We start from the raw sequence: 24891 nt of genomic DNA on the forward strand, positions 1-24891 counted from the left end.
AATTTTGTACTGTTGACCATTCTCAATTAAGAGTGTTATTCCCCTTGTCAAGGGTATTGGAAATGAACATGATTCAAAAAAATTTATAAGGAGTATTAATGACAAAGTATATTTTTGTAACTGGTGGTGTAGTTTCATCAATTGGTAAAGGGATTGTTGCAGCAAGTTTAGGACGTTTATTAAAGAACCGCGGGTTAAAAGTAACTATTCAGAAATTCGATCCCTACATCAATATTGATCCAGGGACAATGAGTCCATATCAGCATGGAGAAGTATATGTAACGGATGATGGTGCTGAGACTGACCTTGATTTAGGGCACTATGAACGTTTTATCGATATTAATTTAAATAAATATTCGAACGTTACAACGGGCAAAATATACAGTGAAGTATTGCGTAAAGAGCGTAAAGGCGAGTATTTAGGCGCAACGGTTCAAGTTATTCCACATATCACAGATGCCTTAAAAGAAAAGATTAAAAGAGCAGCTACAACAACCGATTCGGATGTTATTATCACAGAAGTTGGTGGAACAGTTGGGGATATTGAAAGTTTGCCATTCTTAGAAGCTCTCCGTCAAATGAAAGCTGATGTGGGTTCTGATAACGTTATGTATATCCATACGACCTTGTTACCTTATCTTAAAGCTGCTGGCGAAATGAAAACGAAACCGACACAACATTCAGTGAAAGAGTTGCGCGGCTTAGGTATCCAGCCTAATATGCTTGTTATTCGTACAGAAGAAGAAGTTGAAGATGGTATTAAAAACAAGTTAGCACAGTTTTGTGATGTTGAACCAGAAGCTGTTATTGAATCACGTGACGTTGAACATCTCTATCAAATTCCATTGAATTTACAAGCTCAAGGTATGGATCAAATTGTTTGTGATCATTTGAAATTGGATGTTCCAAAAGCAGATATGACTGAGTGGACCGCTATGGTTAATAAGGTTATGAATCTTGAAAAAACAACTAAAATTGCACTTGTTGGAAAATATGTTGAATTACCAGATGCCTACTTATCCGTTGTTGAAGCTTTGAAACATTCAGGTTATGAAAATAACACAGCAATCGATTTAAAATGGGTAAATGCCAATGATTTGACGTCTAAAAATGTAGCAACTTTACTGGGAGATGCTGATGGTATAATTGTTCCTGGAGGCTTTGGTCAACGTGGCACGGAAGGTAAAATTCAAGCTATTCGTTATGCTCGTGAACAGGATATTCCAATGTTGGGTATTTGTTTAGGCATGCAACTAACTTGTGTTGAATATGCTCGAAATGTTTTAAATTTAGAAAATGCTAACTCTGCAGAGCTTGATCCAGAAACTCCTTACCCAATCATTGACATTATGCGTGATCAAATTGATATCGAAGATATGGGTGGTACCTTGCGTTTAGGTTTATACCCATGCAAGTTAAAATCTGGTTCAAAAGCAGCAACTGCTTATAATAATCAAGAAGTTGTTCAAAGACGTCATCGTCATCGTTACGAGTTTAACACTAAATTCCGTTCAGAGTTTGAAGCTGCAGGTTTTGTTTTCTCAGGCGTTTCACCGGATAACCGCTTGATGGAAATTGTTGAGCTACCAGAGAAAAAATTCTTTGTAGCAGCCCAGTATCATCCAGAACTTCATAGTCGTCCGAACCATGCTGAGGAGCTCTACACAGCATTTATTACCGCAGCCGTTGAAAACAGCAAGTAATATTATTATAAACTTGAAAGTGATTTCAAAACAGTGTTATAATAACCCAAAGAGGTTATGCTATGATTACACTATTTTTACCCCTGCTTGAAAGAGTTGGGTTGATCATTCTATTGGCTAATCTATTAATGATTAGCCCTTTTTATAAGCGGATGATGTATCACCGCGATTCTTTACGGGTACGTTGGCTTCTGATTTTGACCTTTAGTGTTTTTGCCATAATTAGTAATTTCACTGGGGTTCTTGTCAATGCCCCTTATGATATCGGAAATGGAGGCTTAGTCAATCTGTCATCTCACACCTCCATTGCTAATACAAGAACCTTAACCATTGGGATGTCGGGATTAATAGGCGGCCCCTTTGTCGGCTTTTTTGTCGGCGTGATTTCAGGAAGTGTGCGATGGTTCCAAGGAGGAAATGCGCCTCATACATACTTTATTTCCTCAGTTTTAATTGGGATTTTTTCTGGTTTACTAGGACGTATGAGCTTACGCAGAAAAAGCTATCCAGCTGTTTGGCAAGGGAGTTTATGTGGAGCATTAATGGAAATTATCCAGATGCTTTGTATCTATCTTTTCTCACCCGACAAGACACAAGCGGTAGAATTAATTAAAATTATAGCTATTCCTATGGTTTTTGTTAATGCTTTAGGAACAGGACTTTTCTTGTCAATCATTCTTGGAACGTTGAGGCAAGAAGAGAGCATGAAAGCTATCCAGACACACGATGTTTTAGCTTTGACGAATACAACTTTGCCTTATTTTCGTCAAGGGCTAACGCCAGAATCAGCCCAAAAAGCTGCTCTGGAGATAAAAAAATTTATGCGGGTTTCTGCTGTAAGTGTCACCAATAAAACCTCTATTTTAGCTCATGTGGGTGCTGCTAGTGACCACCACATCCCAGCTAAGAAAATTATCACTGATTTATCAAAAGAGGTTATTGAAACAGGGCAGATTCATGTGGCTAAGCATAAGTCAGAAATAGGTTGTCATGTGCCAGATTGCCCTTTAGCCGCTGCAATCGTTGTTCCCTTATATGTAAGAGGAAAAGTGGCAGGAACCTTTAAACTCTACTTTACTGATGCAGATCGTCTGACTTATGTTGAAGAAGAATTAGCTGGTGGCTTAGGAAATATCTTTTCGTCGCAACTAGAGCTCGGCCAGATGGCTATAGAGCAAGCTTTACTTAAAGATGCCGAAATTAAGTCCTTGCAGGCTCAAGTTAACCCTCATTTTCTTTTTAATGCTATCAATACCATCTCTGCTTTAATGCGCATTGATGGTGAGAAAGCACGTCACTTGCTTCTTCAGTTAGGGAATTATTTCCGAGCTAATATCACTAGCACACGTCATAATATTATTTCTGTTGCGGAAGAATTAAAACACTTGAATGCCTATCTAGCTATTGAACAGGCTCGCTTTCCAGATCGTTTTGAAATTCAAATGCGAATTCCTGAAAGCTTGCAACAAGCAGCCATACCACCATTTGTTATTCAAATTCTCGTTGAAAATGCCTTAAAGCATGCCTTTGCAGGGCGAAAAAAAGATAATCATGTCCGCGTAACGCTTTCTACTGATGACCAAATATTACACTTACAAGTTAAAGATAATGGGAAGGGTATTGCCTCTGATCTTCTTTCTAAGCTCGGAAAAGAAGTCGTTCCATCATCGCACGGTACAGGATCAGCGCTTGAAAATCTCAATCGCCGACTAATTAATCTATATGGTGATGCTTCACAATTAGTTATTAGTTCAAATGAACAAGGCTCTTGTTTTGACATATATTTACCATTACAATGGATTGAAGGAGATAAAGTATGAAAGTTGCCGTTATTGATGATGAACCATTAGCACGTATGGAACTGTCTTATCTACTGCAACAGACTAAAGAGGTAGAGAATATTTTTGAAGGGGAATCTATTGAAGATGCTTTTCAGATTATACTGACAGACCAACCAGATCTGCTTTTTTTAGATATTCATTTGACGGATGAAAGTGGCTTAGATTTGGCCAAACGCTTAACCAAGGTTCCTCATGCACCCCTTATTATTTTCGCAACTGCTTATGATAATCATGCTGTGGAAGCTTTTGAAGTTAATGCATTGGATTATATTCTAAAGCCTTTTGAAGAAACACGAATCAAGAAAGCTATTGAAAAAGCTAAGCTAGCTTTAGAAGTTCAAAATGCTAATTATTTATCTCAGATTAAAGCTGATAAAACAGTTGAACGTTTAACAATTGAAACGGACGAACGCATTTATTTGCTCCCATTTTCAGATATTATTTATTGTGAAGTTCAAGGAAAAGAAACGACAGTTTATACGAAAAAAGGTTCTTATACGAGTCATACCAGTTTATCAGCCATCGAAAAAAATTTGACATCCGACCGTTTTTTAAAGGTGCATCGTGCTTATATTATTAATCAAGAAGAGATAAAAGAGATTCAGCCTTGGTTTAATCAAACTTATCAGGTTACCATGTCTAATCAAGGAAAGGTTCCAGTTTCACGTTCCTATATTAAATCTTTTAAACAACAGCTAGGTCTCTAGTCTGTAACTTAAGCTAAAGAAAATGCATTTCATACTAGGGTGGAAGCCTTCTATTCTTAAAAGAGCTCACAGGGCTCTTTTTTGTCTATAATAAAGACAATAAAACAAGTTAGTCCGAGGGTGAAAAGGAGTTGCGTTATGAAAAAAACATATTCAGTTATTTATCAAAGTGTATTAATTGGAACAATCGTTTTAATATCTAAATTTATTGAAAGTCTACTTCCAATTACGATGCCTGCTTCTGTTATAGGTTTGGTCCTTATGTTTTTGGCTCTAAACTTTAATGTTATTAAGTTAGAACAAGTGGAGACAGTGGGAGATGCTTTGGTTAACAATATAGGTCTCTTCTTTGTTCCAGCAGGCATCTCAGTCATTAAATCACTTGGTTTATTACAAGCCCATTTCATTTTAGATATGATTTTAATCTTTGCTTCAACCCTAATTCTACTAGTGGCAACAGGTTGGATGACTCAATTAATCTTTCAACTTAATACAGCTTCAATATTCAAAAAGAGCTCTGCTTTTAGTCAAACACAGGAAAGAAATAGTAAGGCTTTTGCAAAATAAGAAAAGGAGTCAAGAAGATGGAAACATTTATTCAATTACTAAAGGTGTCGCCAATCTTTGGTGTTCTATTATCAGTAGGAACATTTTTCATCGGTCAGATATTATTTAAGAAGACCAAGGGCTTCTTCTTATTTGCTCCACTCTTTGTGGCCATGATTTTGGGGATTGCAACCCTGAAAGCCACTGGTATTAGCTTTGATCAATACAATAAAGGTGGTCAAATTATTGCTTTCTTCCTTGAACCTGCTACAATTTGCTTTGCTATTCCCCTCTATCGTAAAAGAGATGTTTTAAAAAAATATTGGGTTCAAATTTTAGGCGGTATCACTTTGGGAAGTATCGTTGCTGTATATGGAATTTATGTTATTTCGACTCTTCTACAATTGGGTAGAGTTGTCACAGCTTCAATGTTACCTCAAGCAGCAACGACAGCTATTGCAATGCCGACTTCGATAGCTATAGGTGGCTCAGCTGAGTTAACGTCATTAGCTTGTATTTTAAATGGTGTTATTATTTATGCACTGGCTAAGCCATTAATTAAGCTGTTTAAAATTAATGATCCAATCGCGCGTGGATTAGCTTTAGGAACAGCAGGGCATGCACTTGGTGTTTCAGCAGCAAAAGATTTTGGACAGGTGGAAGAATCAATGGGATCGATTGCCTTAGTCGTTGTTGGGGTGATTGTGACTGTAGTTGTTCCTACCCTAAGTAGTATACTTCTCTAATTATAAAAAAAGAAAGGTTAGCCCCTTTCTTTTTTGACTAAAATAAGGTAAACTATTTGGTATGAAAATAATTCGATTATCAAAGTATTTAATGGTTATCCTCTTACTACTAACAACGATTAGTGTAGGAGCTAGTTACTATTTTTTCCACGTTGCTCAAATCCGGGAAGAAAAATCCTTTATTAGCAAGGCTAAACGTGATAAAGACAATCCTTTGTATACCAGTGAGCAAGCATTTAATGCTCTAAAAGTTGAAAAATATTCTTTGACTAATAGAGGAAAAAAACAAGTTGCTTGGTATCTACCTGCCGAAAAACCGTCTCAAAAAACGGCTATAGTTGTCCATGGCTTTTTAAATAGTAAAGCAGGGATGAAACCTTATGCTATGCTATTTCATGATTTGGGCTATAATGTCCTAATTCCAGATAACGAAGCACATGGTGAAAGTGAAGGTAATATCATAGGATATGGTTGGAATGACCGCCAGAATTTAATCGCTTGGACCAAGCAGTTGGTTAAGGCAGATCCGAAAAGTCAAATTACTTACTTCGGTTTATCCATGGGAGCTGCTACGGTGATGATGGCTAGTGGTGAGAAACTACCAGAACAAGTTGTCAATATTATTGAAGATTGTGGTTACAATAGTGTTTGGGATGAATTGAAGTTTCAAGCTAAAAAAATGTACAATCTCCCAGCTTTTCCTCTCTTATATGAAGTTTCTGCTATTTCAAAGATCAGAGCCGGTTTTACTTATGGAGAAGCAAGTGCCCAAGAGCAACTGAAAAAAAACCACTTGCCAGTTCTATTTATTCATGGTGATAAAGATGATTTTGTGCCTACAAATATGGTTTATAACAATTATAAGGCGACATCAGGACCAAAAGAAATATATATTGTCAAGGGTGCTAAGCATGCACGAGCCTATGAAACTGACAAAAAACAATATGAAAAGGAAATTACAAACTTTTTGAAAAAATATCAAAAGTAAGGATTGACAGAAATACTCACAGCTGATATAATAAATGATGTTGCTGATGAGTAGCGGGGATGGCGGAATTGGCAGACGCGCAGGACTAAGGATCCTGTGACCGCTTTAGGTCGTGAGGGTTCAAGTCCCTCTCTCCGCATAATATTGAGTGAGTCTTTGACTCACTTTTTTTGTATTTAAAAAAGTTAAAATTGTGAAAAATTGAAAGGAGAAAACGTTTTACCCTTTAGCAAGTACTAGAAATTTGGTGCTAATTATGCTAGAATGGACAATGTAAACGGGATAACCCGAAAAATTAGAGGAGGCCTAACAAATGGCAATCGTTTCAGCAGAAAAATTTGTACAAGCAGCTCGTGAAAACGGATATGCTGTTGGTGGATTCAACACTAACAACTTAGAATGGACACAAGCAATTTTGCGTGCAGCAGAAGCTAAAAAAGCTCCAGTTCTTATCCAAACTTCAATGGGTGCTGCTAAATACATGGGTGGTTATAAAGTATGTCAATCACTTATTTCTAACCTTGTAGAATCAATGGGTATTACAGTTCCTGTAGCTATTCACCTTGACCATGGTCATTATGAGGATGCGTTGGAATGTATCGAAGTTGGTTACTCTTCAATCATGTTTGATGGTTCACATCTTCCAGTTGAAGAAAATCTTGCTAAAACTAAAGAAGTTGTTGAGTTAGCACATGCTAAAGGTGTTTCTGTAGAAGCTGAAGTTGGAACAATCGGTGGTGAAGAAGATGGTATCATCGGTAAAGGTGAACTTGCACCAATCGAAGATGCTAAAGCAATGGTTGAAACTGGAATTGATTTCCTTGCTGCAGGTATCGGTAACATTCATGGTCCATACCCAGCTAACTGGGAAGGTCTTGCTCTTGACCACTTAGAAAAATTAGCGGCAGCTGTACCAGGCTTCCCAATTGTATTACACGGTGGTTCAGGTATCCCTGACGATCAAATTAAAGCTGCTATCAAACTTGGTGTTGCTAAAGTTAATGTTAATACTGAAAGTCAAATTGCATTCTCTAATGCAACTCGCGAATTTGCTCGTAACTACGATGCAAACGAAGCAGAATACGATGGTAAAAAATTATTTGACCCACGTAAATTCTTGGCTCCAGGTATGAAAGCTGTACAAGCAGCAGTTGAAGAACGTATCGACGTTTTCGGTTCAGCAAACAAAGCATAATTTTAACTTAAAAAAAACTTACAAGTCCCTGTGAAACAATCTCTGATTGTGAACAAGCAAAGAATAATTTTGAGTAATAAATTGTTGAAAGTCCTAATTTGGGGCTTTCTTTTATAATCCTGCCTTAAAACTATAGTTTTATCCACTGCGAGAAAACTATGATTGAAAGTAACTGATGATGCTAAAGATCTCCCGCTGGAGATCTTTTTTTATAAAAAAAGTATCTCACTTCAAGTTTTTACCATAGATACGATAAGTTAGTCAAAGGAGGAGACCCCTCTACTAGGATACTTTAAGAGTCACATGACTTAAGTTTGAACTATTACTTATAGCACTATAAGAAATAGGAAGTTTACTCTTAAATAAGAAAGCGCTATCATTATTTTGAAAGGAAGGAAGCAAACATGAAAATTAGTAAACTTAATTTTACGGAACTTGTTTCATCTTATGACGAAAAATTTCCAATTTATCACATTCTAGATGAAGAAGGAAAAGTGGATGATCAAGAAGCGATGGATCAAATTAGTAATGAAGAATTGCTTGCATTGATGGAGGCGATTACTTGGGGACGTGCCATTGATGAGCGTGTTATTCTCTTAAACAGGCAAGGAGCGCTAAGTAATTACGCACCGGGTGGTGGCCAAGAAGCTAGTCAATATGGTGCTGTTTTAGCCTTAGATAAGAAGGATGTTTTTGCACCAACTTATCGTGATGTTTTTGCAGGCGTTAAATTTGGTTTGAAGCTCTCACAAGCTTTCTTGTGGTACAAAGGGCACTATGTTGCTAACCAATATCCTAAAGATTTAAATATGTATTCTCCAAATGTTATCGTTGGTGGAACCACTATTCAGGCATTAGGTAATGGTATTGCAAAACGGATGAAAGGTGAGAAACAAATTGCTTTATCATTATGTGGAGATTCTGCTACATCACAAGGTGATTTCTATGAAGCTCTTAACTTTGCAGGTGTCTTCAAGGCTAATCTTGTTGCAGTGGTTCAAAATAATGGTTATGGTATCTCAGTTCCCACCTCACATCAGACCAAGGCTGCTACTCTTGCTCAAAAAGCGGTCGCAGCTGGAATTCCAGCTGTAAGAATTGATGGCATGGATCCTGTTGCAGTATATTATACCGTAAAGAAAGCGCGGGAATATGCTATTGAAAATGGTCCTGTGCTTATTGAAAATATGACCTACCGTTTTGGTCCCCATACCATGTCTGATGATCCTAAACGTTATCGTGCTGATGAAGAAGTTGAAGAATGGCGACAAAAAGATCCGCTTATTCGACTTGGAAATTACCTGACTGAAAAAGGATTATGGAGTCAGGAAAAAGCTGACGCTATTTATGAAGATGTAAAGGTACAAGCGAAAGATGCTTTAGCAGAGATGGCAAAAACAGAGTCACAACATATTACAGAATTTTTAGAGTTTATGTATAAAGATAAGCCACAAAATATTAGAGAACAAATTGCTTATTATCAAGCAAAGGAGGAAAACTAAGATGCCAGTTTTAACATTAGCACAAGCCGTTACAGAGGGATTGCGTGAAGTGATGAAAAAACATGACAATGCCTTAATTTTTGGTGAAGATGTCGGCAAAAATGGTGGAGTTTTCCGTATAACTGCGGGGATGCAAGAGGAATTTGGTGAAAATCGTGTTTTTGATACACCTCTAGCTGAATCTGGAATTCTTCAAATGTCGGTAGGACTTGCACAAGAAGGTTTCTTACCCATTCCGGAAATGCAGTTTTCAGGTTTCATTGTAGAAGCTATGGATGCTTTAATTGCGCAAATTCCTCGTCAACGCTACCGTTCAGGTGGCACTCGGAGTGCTCAAATCACTATCCGAGCTCCTTATGGTGGTGGTGTTCATACGCCCGAACTGCATTCTGATAGTTTAGAAGGTTTTCTATCTCAAATTCCGGGATTACGTGTAGTTATCCCTTCATCAGCCTATGATGCAAAAGGTTTGATGATTTCTGCAATTGAATCTGAAGATCCAGTCTTTTTTCTCGAACACTTACGTCTTTATCGTACCGTTAAAGATGAAGTTCCAGAAGGTTACTACACTGTTCCTCTTGATAAAGCAAATGTTGTTCGTGAAGGATCAGATGTTACATTGATTGGCTATGGTCTGATGGTTCAATTAGCGCTTCAAGCAGCCGAACAACTAGAAAAAGAAGGGATCAGTGCTGAAGTTGTTGACTTACGTACGGTCTCACCGGTTGACTACGAAACTCTTCAAGCCTCAGTAGCTAAAACACATCGGGCAATTGTTCTTCAAGAAGCACAACGTCAAGCAGGTACTGCTGGGCAAATCATGTCTGAAATCAGTGAACGTAATTTTATGGATTTGGATGCTCCAATTGGGCGTATTACTGCTCCGGATACCATTTTTCCATTTGGTCTTGCCGAGGAAGATTGGATGCCAAGTGTTGAAGATATCGTTGTAAAAGCTAAAGAAACAGTAGAGTTCTAGGGAGGAGACAGGATGTATCAATATATATTACCTGATGCTGGTGAAGGCACTCATGAAAGTGTCATCATGGCATGGACTGCAAATGTAGGTGATAAGGTTACTGAAGATAAGACATTATTAGAAATTGAGAGTGATAAAGCTGTTGTTGAATTACCTAGTCCAATATCTGGTTTCCTCGCAAAAATCTACGTTGAAGCAGGAGATACTGGAATTGTTGGTGAACCAATTGCTGACATCGCTGAGACTGAAGAAGAATTAAAAGAATACTTAGCTAGTGGAAATAGTTCAGCATCAAGCCAAGCTCCAGCTGCAGTATCAAGTTCTAAAACAGAAGCTCCCGTTGAAGGAAAAACAGAAAGTCCAAAACAAACAGCTATCGTTGAAGGAGATTCTTCAGTTGATGTGCGTCTTCTTGCTGTACCACGCGTTCGTAAATATGCACGTTCAAAAGAGGTCGATTTACGCTTAGTAAAGGGCAGTGGAAACAATGGCAAAATCACTATGGAAGATGTTGATGCTTTCTTGGCAAATGGCGGTGCAACACAGGTAGCACAAGTCCAAGAACAAGCATCAAAAGTACATGAAGAAGTTGCTGAAGAAAAAGCAGTAGCCGCACCAAAAGTAACAAGTGAAGAGTTTGCAGAAGTGGTAGAAAAAATGCCAGCAATCCGTCGCACTATTGCTGATGCTTTAGCGAAAAGCTCAAGCGAAGTTGTGCAAGTTACAGTTTTTGATCAAGCAGAAGTTGATGCCCTTGTCGCTCACCGAAATAAGATGAAAGTCATTGCAGCAGAAAAAGGTATTAAATTAACCTTCACACCATACTTGGTGAAAGCATTAGTAGCAATGTTAAAGCGCTTCCCAGACTTAAACGTATCCATCAATATGGATAAAAACGAAATTAGCCACCATCAATATTACAATATTGGTGTTGCAACAGACACACCTCGTGGCTTAATGGTACCAATGATTCGTAACGCTGAACGTAAGAGTCTATTTGATATTGCAGAAGAAATTTCTGAGATTTCACAAAAAGCGCGTGATGGTAAACTTGGAACAGCTGATATGGGTAAAGGCTCAATATCAGTAACAAACGTTGGTGCTGCGGCAACAGCAGGCGTTTGGTCAACACCAATTATTAATTTACCAGAGATTGCTATCTTGAACGTTGGTCGTATTGATAAAATCTTTATGCCTGATGCAGAAGGTAATCCAGTATTGAAGAATGTCATGAAAATTTCTTTCGCATTCGACCATCGCGCAATCGACGGCGTTTATGCACAACAAGCTATTAACTTGCTTAAGTCTTACCTAAGCGATCCAGATTTATTGTTAGCAGAGGGGTAATAGCATGGTAGTAGGTGGATATACAAATGAAGTAGAAACTATTGTAATCGGTTCAGGACCTGGGGGCTATGTAGCAGCTATTCGTGCAGCCCAACTGGGACAAAAAGTTGTTATCATCGAAAAAGGAAATATTGGTGGCGCGTGTTTAAACGTTGGTTGTATTCCTTCTAAAGCCTTAATACAGGTTGGTCATGATTATGCCCATAGTAAAATGGCATCTCCTTATGGCATCAGTTTTGGAGAAACTAGCTTAGATTTTGCCAAAGCACAAGCTTGGAAAGACAGCCAAGTTGTTTCTAAACTAACAATGGGTGTTGAAACTTTATTGAAAAAGAATAAAGTCACTATTGTTAAGGGTGAAGCGCACTTTGTTTCCAAAGATACTGTTTTTGTAACACCAGAAGATGGTCTTGGAGAAGGTTATCGTTTTAAAAACGTGATTCTCGCTTTAGGAAGTCGTCCAATTGAATTGAAAGCTTTCCCATTTGGAGAAGATATTCTTGATTCAACTGGTCTCCTAAATTTGCAAGAGATACCTAAAGAATTAGCCATCATTGGTGGTGGTTATATCGGTATGGAATTAGCTATGGCTTATGCTAATCTTGGCAGCCACGTGACTATTTTAGAAGGCATGGACCGTGTATTAGGTGGGTTTGAGGCTGATTTAGTGAAACCAGTTCTTGATCAAGCAGCACAGCTTGGGATGACCATCATTACGGGTGCTAAAGCTTCTCGTTACGAAAAAACAGATCAAGGGCTTGATCTATTCTATGAAAATGGGGAAAAAGAAGAGAAAATCCAAGCTGATAAAATTGCGGTCCTTGTTGGCCGTCGTCCAAACACCGATAACATTTCTATTGAACTTGCTGGACTTAGCTTAGATGATAAAGGTCTCATTCCCGTTAATGAACAAATGCAAACTCAAGTGAAACATATTTATGCTATTGGTGATATTACAGCTGGTCCAGCTTTAGCACACAAGGCTTCTTTTGAAGCTAAGGTAGCCGCCGAAGCTATTGCCCAAGTTGAAGGTGTGGCGGCTGATTATCTTGTTATTCCGACGGTTGCTTACACGCAACCAGAAATTGCTACTGTTGGTATGACTAAAGCTGCCGCAAAAGAAGCTGGTATCGATGCAAAAGTTGCAACATTTAGATTTACAAGCAACGGTCGTGCTCTTTCAATGGCAAATCCTGAAGGTTTTGTTCGTTTAATTTCAGATAAAAAAGATAATAGAATTATTGGGGCCCAATTAGTAGGTCCTGGCGTGAGTGAGCTAATTGCAGAAATAACTTTAGCTATTGAAAATTTATTAACAGCTGAAGATATTACACTAACTATTCATAATCATCCAAGTTTAGCTGAAACAATTATGGATACAAGTGAAATCCTACTAGGACACGGAATTCATCAATAGAGGAATAGAAAATGGAAAATAAATTAACAGCAAAAGCATTCACAATGAATGTTTTAAATGGAATTGCGCTTGGAGCGGTAGTTGTGCTCATTCCGGGAGCCTTACTTTCCGAATTAGTGAAATCACTAGTACCTTCATTACCCTTTTTAAAACCATTAGTATGGGGACTAGGCATGTCCAACTCAGTAATGGGCTTGGTTTGTGGTGTTATGGTTGGTATGAATTTTAAATTCAATCCTATACAATCAGCATCTCTTGGTTTAGCAACACTTTTTGCCTCAGGTGCTATTTCGGCCAAAAACGGCATGATTATGATGCAGGGTACTGGTGACATCATTAATATGATGATTACTGCTGCTATTGGGGCAGGTTTGATCTTGTTAGTGGGAAATAGTTTGAAAGCCTATACTATTTTAGTTATTCCGCCACTTATGATGCTAGTGGTTGGTTTGATTGGACGCTTTCTCCTTCCTTATGTCTCAATGATTACGAAGCTGATTGGTATAGGAGTTGCCCAATTGCTCACCTTACAACCACTGATTATGTGTATTTTATTAGCGATTGTTTTTGGTTTCTTAATTGTTTCTCCTATTACAACAGTAGGGATTGCCCTTGCTATATCACTAACTGGAATAGGTTCAGGTGCTGCAAATGTAGGTATCTGTGCAACAGGATTTGGCTTTGCTATCCTTGGATGGAGTGTTAATACCCATGGCACAGCAATTGCCCATTTCATTGGCTCTCCAAAGATTTCAATGCCTGTTTGGGTTAAGAATCCTAAAACCTTATTACCTATTATATGCTCAGCAGCTGCTTGTGGAATATTGGCTTACCTCTTTAATATCCAAGGTACACCGATGAGTGCTGGATTTGGTTTTAGTGGTTTAGTAGGTCCAATTAACCATTTAAATCTTGTAAAGGGCGGTTGGTCAGCAATGAATATTTTGAGTGCTTTATTAGTCTTTATAGGTGGTCCAGTAGCATTTGGTTTTTTATTTAAACACCTCTTTATGAATGTTCTACATCTAGTAAAACCAGAAGACTATAAACTTGATATTTAGTAGTAAATTGGGATGTTAGAGTTCACTCCTTGTCAACTAAATGTAAGCATCCCATTTTTTAGATAGGAGAAAAAATGTCGTTATTAATTGATAAATTATTTGAAGCTCGGCCTGAAATAAAAAATGTTGATAAACCTATTAATCTTGTAGCAATAAAGGCAGCAGATGATGAAGTTTTAGCTTGTATTGAACGTGCAGTCAGAGAAAAAAGAGTTTTTGCTTACTTAATTGATGATCAAGTTACCTTAGAAGAAAAATTAAAAGGGTTTACTATTCCAAAAGATGCTTACGAGATTGTTGCGGTCGGTGATGATCAAGAAGCAGCTTTTAAGGGTGTTGAGCTTGTTCGAAAGGGTAAAGGCGATGCTATCTTAAAGGGACATATTTCAACAGGTAAAGTTTTAAAAGAAGTTGTTAACAAGGAAACAGGTATTCGTAAAGCAGATACTCTGTCACACGTTGCTGTTTTATCAATGCCTACTTTAAATAGATTGATTGCGATAACAGATGGGGGACTTGTTTTACAACCTGAAAAAGACACTGCCAAAACAGTTATTGAAAATGCTGTTGAGGTTATGGCTTCACTTAAGCTTTCTCATCATCTAAAAGTTGCCCTCTTATCAGCAGCTGAGAATCTGATTCCCAAATTGCCTTCCTCAGTATTGGAGTCTGAATTGGCTAAGGACTACAGTAGTAAGACAGATATTACAGTTGAAGGGCCGCTCTCGATTGATTTATCACTCTCACCAGAAAGCGTAAAGGAAAAAAACTATACAGGTAAGATTCAAGGGGATGCTGATATCTTGTTTGCTCCAGACATTGTGACAGGGAATATTATGTCTAAATCTCTAACTCTTTTCGGTGGATCCGAGATGGCAGGTTTAATTATAGGAGCTAAGGTTCCAGTAATTATAACTTCTCGTAGTTCTAGCTTTGAGGAGAAATATGCATCACTTTTATTATCACAAATCATGATGACAAAGGATAGAGAGTAGGGGAAGTTTATGATAAAAATAATTGCTATTAACCCAGGGGCAACATCAACCAAAGTGGCTATGTATGAAGATAAAGAGCTAATTTGGAAAGAAGAAATTACATATACTAGTCAGGAATTAGAAGTTTTCAAGAAAGTATTTGATCAGTTTGAGCTACGCTTGAAAGATATTGAAGCGTTATTGGACAAACATGATGTCATTAAGATTGATGTGGCTGTCGGCCGAGGCGGTTTAATTGGTCCTGTCAAACCGGGGGCAATTCTTGTAAATGATGAACTTATTAACCATTTAGAATACCATCCTGTTTTAGAGCACCCATCAAATATGGGAGCAAAATTAGCGAAAGCCTTGATGGAAAAATATGGAGAGAATAAACCTGCCTATATCTATGACCCAGTAACCGTTGATTCGATGCGAGACGTTTCTCGTATAACAGGACTGAAAGGGGTTGAGAGGACATCAACTGGCCATCATTTAAACATGAGAGCTGTGGCTCGAAAAGTAGCAGAGGATTTAGGAAAATCTTATGATGAGCTTAATCTTGTTATTGCTCATGTTGGAGGAGGTGCCAGTGCAAGTGGACATGAACATGGACAGATTGTTGACTTTATTTCGGACGATGAAATCATGTTTTCAGCAGAACGTTCAGGTGGTATACCAATTAAAGAGATGGTTGAAGTGATTAAAAAGATCGGCCTTGATCAATTTACCTATTTAGTCAGAAAAAAAGCTGGATTACAATCATTATGTAATACAGCTGATTTAAGAGAAGTTGAGAAGAGAATTGAGGAAGGCGATAAAGAGGCTTCACTAGTCTTTGATGCTTTAGCATTAGGGATTGCTAAAACCTTAGCTGCCTTAGCGGTAAGTGTTAGTGGCTCTATTGATATGGTCTGTATAACGGGAGGTATGGCTTATTCAGAAGCTTTATGTCAAAAAGTTGCCGAGAAAACAGCATTTATTGGCCCTTTTAAGGCATATCCTGGTGAATTCGAGCTTGAAGCTTTAGCCTTTGGGGGTCTTCGCGTCGTAAATAAGGAAGAAGACTATCATGTCTTAGAATTTACCGCTGAAAGTTAATGCTTAATAGCATCAATAAATTTACTAATAACATCTGTATTAGTTGACATATTTTTACGATATGCTAATCCTTGTTTATATAAACTATTGACATCATGAATTGGAATCCAAATAAGATTTTCCACAGGGCTGAGATCCTCTAGCTCTCTAGGTAATATAGTAATTGCATCTAGTTTATCCAAGCTATGTAAAAGAATTTCAAAATCATCGTGTGTGAGAATTACCTGATTACTAAAGCCAAATTCTCGACAACGTTTTTTGGTAAATTCACCTAATGCAAAATGATCACTTAGACTAGCAATATTATAACCTTTTAAATCTTTAAATGTAATTTTTTCTTTGTTAGCTAAAGGATGCTCTTTTGGCACAACTAATGATGCTGAATAGGAAGAGTGATTAACAGCAACAGGATCAATAATAATATCATGTTCAATTTGTGGGAAAGATAGGATGCCAATGTCAATTTTTTCTTGAACGAGAAGTTCTTGTAATTTCATGGACCCCTCTTGGATAATTCTTAAATCAATATTAGGATTTTTCCTGATGAAACGAGAAATTTGATCCATATATTGTAACATGGTTAAAAAAGTGACACCTACTCTAATTTCTTGACGTTTAGGCTCATTAGCATTTTGTAAATCAAAGATAAGTTCGTTAAAAGCTTTTACAATTGGCTCGCCACGCTCAACTAAAATCCGGCCTGTATCTGTTAAATTCAATCTGTGATTCTTATAAACGAATAATGGTGTATTAAATTCTTCCTCTATTTTAGAGACAGATTGTTTTAAGGCAGGCTGTGATACAAATAAAATTTTTGATGCATGAGAGTAATTTTGCGTTTTGGCAATTGTCAAAAAATAGGAAAGTTGTCTGATGTCCATAAGTTATCCTTTATTGATATATTTTATATAGTGATTAGTTTATTGTTTGTGTTGAGAGGAGTTATCAGTGAATACCAAAAATTTAAAACATCTTTTTCAAAATTTTGTTGTAAGGCATAAATTACCAAGAGCTATTATTTCACTTCAAAAAGGGAATGGTGAAGACATTGCTCAATTCCAACATGGCGAAATAACTAAAGACAGTCTATTTCTATTGGCTAGTGTTACCAAACTTTGGATAACGACGCTAGTTTTACAACTGATTGATTCTAAAAAATTAGATTATGACAATATTGTAACCGATTTCATACCAAAAGAAAAGCTTATTAATCTTCACCACATCCTAGGCAATGATCAGACTGAATTTATTACTATTAAAGATCTCCTCTTCCAACGAAGTGGCCTAGCTAATATATTTTATGAAGAACCAATTTCACTTAGGAAACGTATTGCTAATGAGGATTTTTCTTACGATTTAGAAGACATGATTACGTGGGTGGGAGAATTGGAGGCTCATTTTGTACCCGGTAGCCAACAAGCCTACTATACAGATATTAATTTTATGCTTTTAGGTGTCATTATTGAATCTATTTATAAGCTTTCTTTAGATGACTGTGTGGATCGTTATATTATGGAGCCCTTAGGATTAAAACATAGTTACATTGTCAGTAGTGAATACGGAAAGATTCCTCCTCTTTTTACAGGAAAAGAATATATAGAAAGACCGAAAATTGTAGCTAGTGGACAAGGGGCTGGAGGGGGTATTTCGACTACAGCAGACTTGATGGTTTTTATCAGAGCATTTATAGAAGGAAAATTATTTAGTAAAAAGCATTGGCAAGACATTCAAGACTATTTCCCTCTTCAGGGAGATTATGCACCTGTTGAATATGGTGGTGGTCACATGAAAATATCAATGGGACAATTTAATAAAGAAAATCGCTTGAGTTTCATAGGGCATTCAGGTATCTCAGGAGCTTTCGCATTTTATTGTCCTCAACTAGATATTTATCTAACTGGTACAACGGATAATGTCGGGAAATCAGAGTTATGTATCCAATTAATCTATTTAATGTTGTTTGAACTAGAAAAAACATATAGGAAGTTAAGTTGATGGAGGCGTGGTTTGAGTGAGGAAGAATTAGCAGAATTAGTCGAGAACTTCTTTCAATTAGGTTATTTAGTTGGTAAAGTTAGTCAACGTGATATCATGTTTAAATATACGGTTCCCATTGATGTTGAACGGAAACTATCATTTTCTGTAACACATCCACAAACAGAAAACAAGCGTATTGGTGTCGTTAATCCTAGTGGTGTAGCTTATACTTATGAATTTAGAGATGGGATAGAAGATAGAATAACGGAAGTATTATATGATGGCTCTACCAGAGATCTCTTTAATTCCTTAGTTAAAGCCCTTTCTGACTAAGAAAAGGCTGAAAAGTTGTTAGAGACGAGAGAAAAAAGTCTTGCTAATTGGTTACTCGTATGATAGAATAGTTTGGTATGTGGTGCTAGCACATCGTAAACATATTCTACCTAGGAGGAGACTGATAAAATGGCAAAAGTATGTTATTTCACAGGTCGTAAGACTGTATCTGGTAATAACCGTTCACACGCTATGAATCAAACAAAACGTACAGTTAAACCAAATCTTCAAAAGGTTACTATTATGGTTAATGGTAAACCTAAAAAAGTTTGGGCTTCAGCTCGTGCGCTTAAGTCAGGTCAAGTTGAACGTGTATAGTTGAAATAAGCCTTAGGGCTTTTTTCATTTTCTTCCATTTCATCGTTGAATGTTGTTGTTATACCTAAATTTTTTTACATTAAGGCTAATATGTGATAAAATAAACTGATAAAAACTTTTTGAGGTAGTAAATATGACTGTAAAAATTAATACAAATGATGGTCTAATTGAACTATCTGACGACGTTATTGCAACTGTTGTTGGTGGTTCTGCAACGGAAATTTTTGGCGTTGTAGGTATGGCAAGTAAAAGTGCTATAAAAGACAATTTTCAATCGCTACTTCGCAAGGAAAACTATGCTAAAGGCGTAGTTGTGAAATCTACAGATTTGGGTATTTCTGTTGATGTCTACACTGTGATGAGTTATGGTGTAAAGATTAGTGAAGTTTCTAAGAATATCCAAGAACGCGTTAAATTTAATCTTGAAAGCCAACTTGGTTTAACAGCCGATATGGTTAACGTGTATGTGCAGAATATTAAGGTTGTAGGAGAAAACTAGTGTCAAATATTACAGCAAGCTTGTTCCAAGAAATGGTTCAAGCCGCGGCAACGCGTCTAGGCAAACAAGCAGAATATGTTAATTCTTTAAATGTCTTTCCTGTTCCAGATGGAGATACTGGGACAAATATGGGAATGACCATGGATAATGGAGCAAAGGAAGTTGCTAGCAAGCCCGCAGAAACTGTAGGTGAAGTTGGTCAAATCCTTTCCAAAGGTCTATTGATGGGAGCTCGTGGTAATTCTGGGGTCATCACATCGCAAATTTTCCGTGGTTTTGGTCAGAGTATTAAAGGCAAAGTTGAGTTGGATGGGCAAGATTTAGCACAAGCTTTTCAAGCAGGTGTTGAAGTAGCGTATAAGGCTGTGATGAAGCCAGTTGAAGGGACAATTTTAACCGTTTCACGGGGTGCTGCAAGCGCTGCTTTGAAAAAAGCTGAGTCTACTAATGATGCTATTGAAGTTATGAGCGCTGCTCTTAAAGGAGCTAAAAAAGCATTAGCAAAAACACCTGACCTACTACCAGTTTTAAAAGAAGTTGGTGTTGTTGACTCGGGTGGTCAAGGTTTGGTTTTCATATATGAAGGTTTCTTGTCTGCCTTAAATGGTGATTATATTGCTTCTGAAGACTTCAAAGCGACACCAGCAAATATGTCTGAGATGATTAATGCCGAGCACCATAAGGCAGTTGTTGGACATGTTGCCACAGAAGATATTACATATGGTTATTGTACTGAAATCATGGTTGCTTTACGTCAAGGGCCAACTTATGTTAAAGAATTCAATTATGAAGAGTTTCAAGGCTATTTAAGCAATCTTGGTGATTCTTTGATGGTCGTTAATGATGATGAGATTGTTAAGGTTCACGTCCATACCGAAGATCCTGGACTTGTGATGCAAGAAGGGTTAAAATATGGCTCTTTAATCAAAATTAAAGTCGACAATATGCGTAATCAACATGATGCTCAAGTTGAGAAAACAAATACAGTACGTCCGAAGGCTGAGATGAAAGAGTTTGGTTTGATTGCTGTTGTAGCGGGACAAGGTTTAGCAGACATCTTTACTGCACAAGGAGTTGATTACATTATTTCTGGTGGACAAACTATGAATCCGTCTACTGAAGATATTGTGAAAGCTATTGAAGCTGTTAATGCAAAACAAGTTATTCTTTTACCAAATAACAAGAATATCTTTATGGCTGCTCAATCTGCAGCAGATGTTGTTGACATTCCCGCAGTAGTCATTGAAAGCAAGACAGTTCCACAAGGATTAACGAGCTTATTAGCCTTTGACGCCTCTAAATCATTAGACGAGAATTTTTCAGCAATGTCAGCTAGCTTGAGTGATGTTACAAGCGGAAGCTTAACTTTAGCAGTCAGAGATACAACGATTGATGGCTTAGAGATTCATGAAAACGATTATCTAGGTATGGTTAATGGTAAGATTTTAGTATCTGATGCTAACCTTGAGTCAGCTATGAAGTTAACCTTTGACCAGATGGTCGAAGAAGATAGTGAGATTGTGACTATCTTTATTGGTGAAGAAGGTAATACAGCACTTGCTGAAGATTTGGCAGATTATTTAGAAGAGAAATATGAAGATATTGAAGTTGAAATCCACCAAGGAGACCAGCCAGTTTATCCTTATATAATGAGTGTTGAATAATTATCTAGTAAGGTCTATGACCTTACTTTTTTTATATTATAAGTTCTTATTACTTTTTTATTTGACAAAAATAAGAAAACCATTATAATTATATATTAACAATAAGTCAAGATGCAGCAGACACATTAAAAAGTGTCCATAGCTAGCTCTACTTAAGAAGGAGTATTTATGTTAGTGTTAGGTCCAGTCGTGTTTTTAATTATCTGTATTATTGTCATTATAGCTATTCTTGCGAGTGCTTTGTACGTTGTCAAACAACAGACAGTAGCTATTATTGAGCGTTTTGGGAAATACCAAACAACTTCACAAAGTGGTATTCACCTTAGAATGCCCTTTGGTATTGATAAGATTGCTGCACGTGTCCAGTTAAGATTATTACAAACAGAGATTGTAGTTGAAACCAAAACAAAAGATAATGTTTTCGTTACATTGAACATTGCTACTCAATACCGTGTTAATGAAAATAATGTTACTGATGCTTACTATAAATTGATGAGACCTGAAGCACAAATTAAATCATATATTGAAGATGCTTTGCGTTCATCTGTTCCTAAATTAACTCTCGATGAACTCTTTGAGAAAAAGGATGAAATTGCACTTGAGGTTCAACATCAAGTAGCAGAAGAAATGTCAACTTATGGTTATATTATTGTTAAAACTTTGATAACTAAAGTTGAACCTGATGCTGAAGTGAAACAATCAATGAATGAAATTAATGCTGCTCAACGTAAACGTGTTGCTGCACAAGAATTAGCAGAAGCTGATAAGATTAAGATTGTTACAGCAGCATCTGCAGAAGCTGAGAAAGATCGCTTGCACGGTGTAGGTATTGCACAACAACGAAAAGCAATTGTAGATGGTTTAGCAGAATCTATTCAAGAATTAAAAGAAGCAAATATTAGTTTAAATGAGGAACAAATTATGTCAATTTTATTGACAAATCAATACCTTGATACCCTAAATACATTTGCTTCTAGAGGCAATCAAACTTTATTTTTGCCTAATACCCCAAATGGAGTTGACGATATTCGCACACAAGTCTTATCAGCTCTGAAAGTTAAGTAATATTAAAAAACAACTAAGACGGAGGGATGTGTCTTAGTTGCTTTTTTGTCTGACTTTATTTTAGAGATCCCTGTTATTTTTTGCCAGATCTCTTGTACTCATGAATAATTTTCAAAGCACGTTTTTTTGTTTTAATATTAGGACTTTTTAGTCTGCGGTAAGCTGACGCCAAGTCAGTTTTTTCGGCCATAGTTACCTCCTATTGCAAGATTATTAACGTTAACAAGAATAGTATATCACAAAAAACTTAACCAGTAAAGTATATTTTAAAAATAGTAGTAACTTTGAATGAGTATGAATTGAAAATGCTACTGTAGACAAGTTGTTCAGTATTTACCGTAGATTTTCTCTAAACCTTAAGCGTTGATATCGACAATTAAAGTTGTTGTCCCCTATAGGGGTACCTTTTAAAAAAGTGGAGTTTTAGTTTAGTTGTTATTTTTTTAAAATTTCTTTAAGAGCTATAAGATGACTGTCACTTATTTTACTTTTCTATTATAGATTTATTTTATAAAAAAGACCTCAATTGTTAGCTTGGTATCTAACTTTTGAGATCTTTTTTTTATTTTAGGAAACGTTGTAAGAATTCTTTTGTACGATCTTGTTTAGGATTTTCAAAAATATCTTGAGGGGTTCCTTCTTCGGCGATGACGCCTTTATCCATAAAAATAACGCGATTTGAAACTTCTTGAGCAAAATCCATTTCATGGGTTACGATGATCATTGTAAGTCCTGATTTTGCAAGGTCTTGCATAGTTTTTAGAACTTCACCTACCATCTCAGGATCTAAGGCAGAAGTAGGCTCGTCAAATAGCATAGCTTCAGGATTTACTGAAAGAGCGCGAGCGATAGCGACACGTTGTTTTTGGCCACCAGACAGTTGTTTTGGTTTTGCCTTCCAGTATTGCTCGGTCATTCCGACTGAATTAAGGTTTTCTTTAGCTATCTTTTCTGCCTCTGAACGACTTCTTTTCAAGACAGTAGTTTGAGCAACAATAGCATTTTCAAGGACATTAAGATTTTCAAAAAGGTTAAAGGATTGGAAAACCATACCCAATTTTTCACGATAATGAGTCAAATTATAATCATCAGCGAGGACATTTTTTCCATGGAATAAGACTTGTCCGTCAGTAGGTTCTTCAAGGAGGTTTATAGACCGTAATAAGGTTGATTTGCCTGAGCCTGATGAGCCAATAATTGAGATAACTTCGCCTTTATTTACAGAGAGGGAAATATCTTTTAAAACTTGGTGGTTACCGTAAGATTTTTTTAAATGTTTGATTTCAATAATAGGATTAGACATTAGTAGACTCCTCCAGTGGCATTTCTCTTGCTACAGTTGTGTACGTATCATCATCCAATCGGCGTTCTACATAGCGAAGGATTCTTGTTACAGTGAAAGTTAAGATAAAGTAAATCAGTGCGATAACTGAGAAGGTTTGAAAATATTGATAATTTTGAGTAGCAACTGTGTTACCCGAGAAATAAAGCTCAACAACAGAAATAACGTTCAGTACAGATGTATCTTTAATGTTGATAACAAACTCATTACCTGTTGCAGGTAGAATGTTTCGAATAACCTGAGGTAAAACAATCTTTCGCATGGTTTGTCCGTGTGAAAATCCAAGGGCGGTTGCAGCTTCAAATTGTCCTTGATCAACAGCAAATATCCCACCACGAACAATTTCTGTCATATATGCACCAGTATTAATAGATACAATGAAAATGGCAGCTAGAGTCCGATCTATTGAAATCCCAAATGCCTGAGCAGTACCATAGTAAATAACCATGGATTGAACAATCATCGGTGTTCCTCGGAAAACCTCAATATAGATGTTTAAGAACCATCCAAAAAGTTTTTGGAATAAAGCAACCACTTTATTTTTTGATTTGGTTGCGGTTCTATATATGCCAATCAATAAACCAATAATCAAACCAACAACAGTACCGATCGTTGAGATGAGTAATGTAAGCCCTGTACCACGTAAAAATTGTTTCCAATTGGTTCTTAAAATAGTCCACATTTGGTGAAAGAAAGAAGGTTTAGTAGTATTGGATGATTTTTCTTCTTTAGGTTGCAATGTTACCATTTTGTCCATTAAACTTAGCCGGTCTTTAGGAGATAATCCAGTTAGGACTTGGTTAATCTGATTAATACGACTATCATCCTTACGCATACCTACTGCGATAGCAGCATCGGATGAATTGACAGTAAAGCCATTTTTGAGAGTTACCATTTTGAAAGAGCTATTAGCATTTTGGGCGGTCATAGCTTCAGGTCGTTCTGAAATATAACCATCAATGACGCCTGAGGATAAAGCTTGACGCATTTGTGAAAAGTCGCCCATAGGTGTTTGCGCTTTAACTCCTTTTATTTGAGGAATTAGGTTGACATGCCAAACGCCTTGTTGTGCAGTGATTTTAGCGCCCACAAAATCAGCTAGAGATTTTGCTTTGGCAAATTTGCTATCAGCTTTTACAACAATAACTGGTTCACTGGTATAGTAGCTATCAGAAAAAGTAATTTCTTTTTTACGTTCTTCTGTGGGACTCATTCCAGCAGCAATCATATCTATTTTTTTAGAAGTTAGTGCTGGGATTAGGCCAGTCCATGATGTTTTAACAACTAATAATTTCTTATCAAGTGATTTAGCGACTTTTTTAGCAATTTGGACATCATATCCGTTAGCGTATTGATTAGTGCCTTCAATAGGAACGGCACCATTCGCATCTGTATCCTGTGTCCAGTTGAAGGGAGCGTAAGCAGCTTCCATACCAACGCGTAAATAATTATCTGCTTGTGCTAGATTATTTCCCCCAAATAGGAAAAAGAGGGCAAAAAAGCAGGCCAGTAATAGCTTTTTCATAGAAAAACTCCATCTATTATAATATATCCAACTATTTTACAGCAAATAAGGTTTGATTTCA

The 24891-nt window shown here is 36.9% G+C and carries 24 protein-coding genes and 1 tRNA gene; 21 read left to right on the plus strand and 4 right to left on the minus strand.

Annotated features, from left to right (window positions below; genetic code table 11):
- Positions 1–98: 98 nt before the first annotated feature.
- The 15 genes from DQM45_RS01915 to buk all read left to right on the plus strand — a co-directional run bounded on the left by DQM45_RS01915 (position 99) and on the right by buk (position 16107).
- The gene (locus DQM45_RS01915) at positions 99–1703 is read left to right on the plus strand and encodes a CTP synthase (protein WP_003084856.1); all 1605 of its coding nucleotides are present in this window, start codon (positions 99–101) and stop codon (positions 1701–1703) included.
- Positions 1704–1765: 62 nt separating this feature from the next.
- Positions 1766–3523 (plus strand): sensor histidine kinase, encoded by a 1758-nt coding sequence (locus DQM45_RS01920; protein WP_003082794.1) that lies wholly within the window; start codon positions 1766–1768, stop codon positions 3521–3523.
- A complete protein-coding gene (locus DQM45_RS01925; RefSeq protein WP_003084340.1) occupies positions 3520–4251 on the plus strand; it encodes a LytR/AlgR family response regulator transcription factor in 732 nt (243 codons plus the stop codon). Before DQM45_RS01920 ends, DQM45_RS01925 begins: the two co-directional genes overlap by 4 nt.
- A 138-nt stretch (positions 4252–4389) precedes the next feature.
- Positions 4390–4818, plus strand: a complete 429-nt coding sequence (lrgA, locus tag DQM45_RS01930; RefSeq protein ID WP_003085877.1) for an antiholin-like murein hydrolase modulator LrgA — start codon at positions 4390–4392, stop codon at positions 4816–4818.
- A gap of 17 nt (positions 4819–4835) precedes the next feature.
- Positions 4836–5543 carry an antiholin-like protein LrgB gene (gene lrgB, locus DQM45_RS01935; protein ID WP_003082617.1) on the plus strand — a complete coding sequence of 236 codons (708 nt, stop codon included), beginning with the start codon at positions 4836–4838 and terminating at the stop codon, positions 5541–5543.
- A gap of 61 nt (positions 5544–5604) precedes the next feature.
- Positions 5605–6531, plus strand: a complete 927-nt coding sequence (locus DQM45_RS01940; RefSeq protein WP_003085146.1) for an alpha/beta hydrolase — start codon at positions 5605–5607, stop codon at positions 6529–6531.
- 53 nt (positions 6532–6584) lie between these two features.
- Positions 6585–6670 (plus strand) — tRNA-Leu (locus DQM45_RS01945).
- Between the two features lie 174 nt (positions 6671–6844).
- Positions 6845–7726 carry a class II fructose-bisphosphate aldolase gene (locus tag DQM45_RS01950; protein WP_003083177.1) on the plus strand — a complete coding sequence of 294 codons (882 nt, stop codon included), beginning with the start codon at positions 6845–6847 and terminating at the stop codon, positions 7724–7726.
- Positions 7727–8130: 404 nt separating this feature from the next.
- On the plus strand, positions 8131–9228 hold the full coding sequence (locus DQM45_RS01955) for a thiamine pyrophosphate-dependent dehydrogenase E1 component subunit alpha (protein WP_003085542.1): 1098 nt from the start codon (positions 8131–8133) through the stop codon (positions 9226–9228).
- Between the two features lies 1 nt (position 9229).
- A complete protein-coding gene (locus DQM45_RS01960; protein ID WP_003084210.1) occupies positions 9230–10207 on the plus strand; it encodes an alpha-ketoacid dehydrogenase subunit beta in 978 nt (325 codons plus the stop codon).
- 12 nt (positions 10208–10219) lie between these two features.
- Positions 10220–11554 (plus strand): dihydrolipoamide acetyltransferase family protein, encoded by a 1335-nt coding sequence (locus DQM45_RS01965; RefSeq protein ID WP_003085879.1) that lies wholly within the window; start codon positions 10220–10222, stop codon positions 11552–11554.
- A 4-nt stretch (positions 11555–11558) separates the two neighbouring features.
- Positions 11559–12971 carry a dihydrolipoyl dehydrogenase gene (gene lpdA / locus DQM45_RS01970; RefSeq protein ID WP_003084582.1) on the plus strand — a complete coding sequence of 471 codons (1413 nt, stop codon included), beginning with the start codon at positions 11559–11561 and terminating at the stop codon, positions 12969–12971.
- A gap of 11 nt (positions 12972–12982) precedes the next feature.
- Positions 12983–14032 (plus strand): PTS transporter subunit IIC, encoded by a 1050-nt coding sequence (locus DQM45_RS01975; RefSeq protein WP_003082704.1) that lies wholly within the window; start codon positions 12983–12985, stop codon positions 14030–14032.
- A 74-nt stretch (positions 14033–14106) separates the two neighbouring features.
- Entirely contained in the window at positions 14107–15027 is a 921-nt protein-coding gene (locus DQM45_RS01980; RefSeq protein WP_003084812.1) for a phosphate acyltransferase, read from the plus strand.
- Positions 15028–15036: 9 nt separating this feature from the next.
- Positions 15037–16107 carry a butyrate kinase gene (gene buk / locus DQM45_RS01985; protein ID WP_003084839.1) on the plus strand — a complete coding sequence of 357 codons (1071 nt, stop codon included), beginning with the start codon at positions 15037–15039 and terminating at the stop codon, positions 16105–16107.
- On the opposite strand, the gene DQM45_RS01990 is transcribed toward buk, so the two are convergent.
- Complete coding sequence (locus tag DQM45_RS01990) at positions 16104–16988, minus strand: LysR family transcriptional regulator (RefSeq protein WP_003083302.1); 885 nt, start codon at positions 16986–16988, stop codon at positions 16104–16106. The genes buk and DQM45_RS01990 overlap by 4 nt on opposite strands.
- 67 nt (positions 16989–17055) lie before the next feature.
- Between DQM45_RS01990 and DQM45_RS01995 the strand changes: the two genes are divergently transcribed.
- From DQM45_RS01995 to DQM45_RS02020, 6 genes are all read left to right on the plus strand, one after another.
- The gene (locus DQM45_RS01995) at positions 17056–18102 is read left to right on the plus strand and encodes a serine hydrolase domain-containing protein (protein WP_003083005.1); all 1047 of its coding nucleotides are present in this window, start codon (positions 17056–17058) and stop codon (positions 18100–18102) included.
- Between the two features lie 12 nt (positions 18103–18114).
- Positions 18115–18417, plus strand: coding sequence for a hypothetical protein (locus tag DQM45_RS02000; RefSeq protein WP_003084586.1), 303 nt, complete (start codon positions 18115–18117; stop codon positions 18415–18417).
- A 129-nt stretch (positions 18418–18546) separates the two neighbouring features.
- Positions 18547–18735, plus strand: coding sequence for a 50S ribosomal protein L28 (rpmB, locus tag DQM45_RS02005; protein WP_003084306.1), 189 nt, complete (start codon positions 18547–18549; stop codon positions 18733–18735).
- Positions 18736–18868: 133 nt separating this feature from the next.
- Positions 18869–19234, plus strand: coding sequence for an Asp23/Gls24 family envelope stress response protein (locus DQM45_RS02010; protein ID WP_003084618.1), 366 nt, complete (start codon positions 18869–18871; stop codon positions 19232–19234).
- Entirely contained in the window at positions 19234–20898 is a 1665-nt protein-coding gene (locus DQM45_RS02015) for a DAK2 domain-containing protein (protein ID WP_003083680.1), read from the plus strand. The genes DQM45_RS02010 and DQM45_RS02015 overlap by 1 nt, the downstream gene beginning before the upstream one ends.
- A 168-nt stretch (positions 20899–21066) precedes the next feature.
- Entirely contained in the window at positions 21067–21963 is an 897-nt protein-coding gene (locus DQM45_RS02020) for an SPFH domain-containing protein (RefSeq protein WP_003085276.1), read from the plus strand.
- A gap of 73 nt (positions 21964–22036) precedes the next feature.
- Here the strand turns inward: DQM45_RS02020 and DQM45_RS02025 are convergent, their stop codons facing one another.
- The 3 genes from DQM45_RS02025 to DQM45_RS02035 all read right to left on the minus strand — a co-directional run bounded on the left by DQM45_RS02025 (position 22037) and on the right by DQM45_RS02035 (position 24830).
- Positions 22037–22153 carry a putative metal homeostasis protein gene (locus DQM45_RS02025; RefSeq protein WP_003085004.1) on the minus strand — a complete coding sequence of 39 codons (117 nt, stop codon included), beginning with the start codon at positions 22151–22153 and terminating at the stop codon, positions 22037–22039.
- A gap of 372 nt (positions 22154–22525) precedes the next feature.
- The gene (locus tag DQM45_RS02030; protein ID WP_003085541.1) at positions 22526–23266 is read right to left on the minus strand and encodes an amino acid ABC transporter ATP-binding protein; all 741 of its coding nucleotides are present in this window, start codon (positions 23264–23266) and stop codon (positions 22526–22528) included.
- Complete coding sequence (locus tag DQM45_RS02035) at positions 23259–24830, minus strand: ABC transporter substrate-binding protein/permease (protein WP_003083433.1); 1572 nt, start codon at positions 24828–24830, stop codon at positions 23259–23261. The genes DQM45_RS02030 and DQM45_RS02035 overlap by 8 nt, the downstream gene beginning before the upstream one ends.
- Between the last annotated feature and the right edge of the window lie 61 nt (positions 24831–24891).

The organism is Streptococcus porcinus, from assembly GCF_900475415.1.
Classification (GTDB): domain Bacteria; phylum Bacillota; class Bacilli; order Lactobacillales; family Streptococcaceae; genus Streptococcus; species Streptococcus porcinus.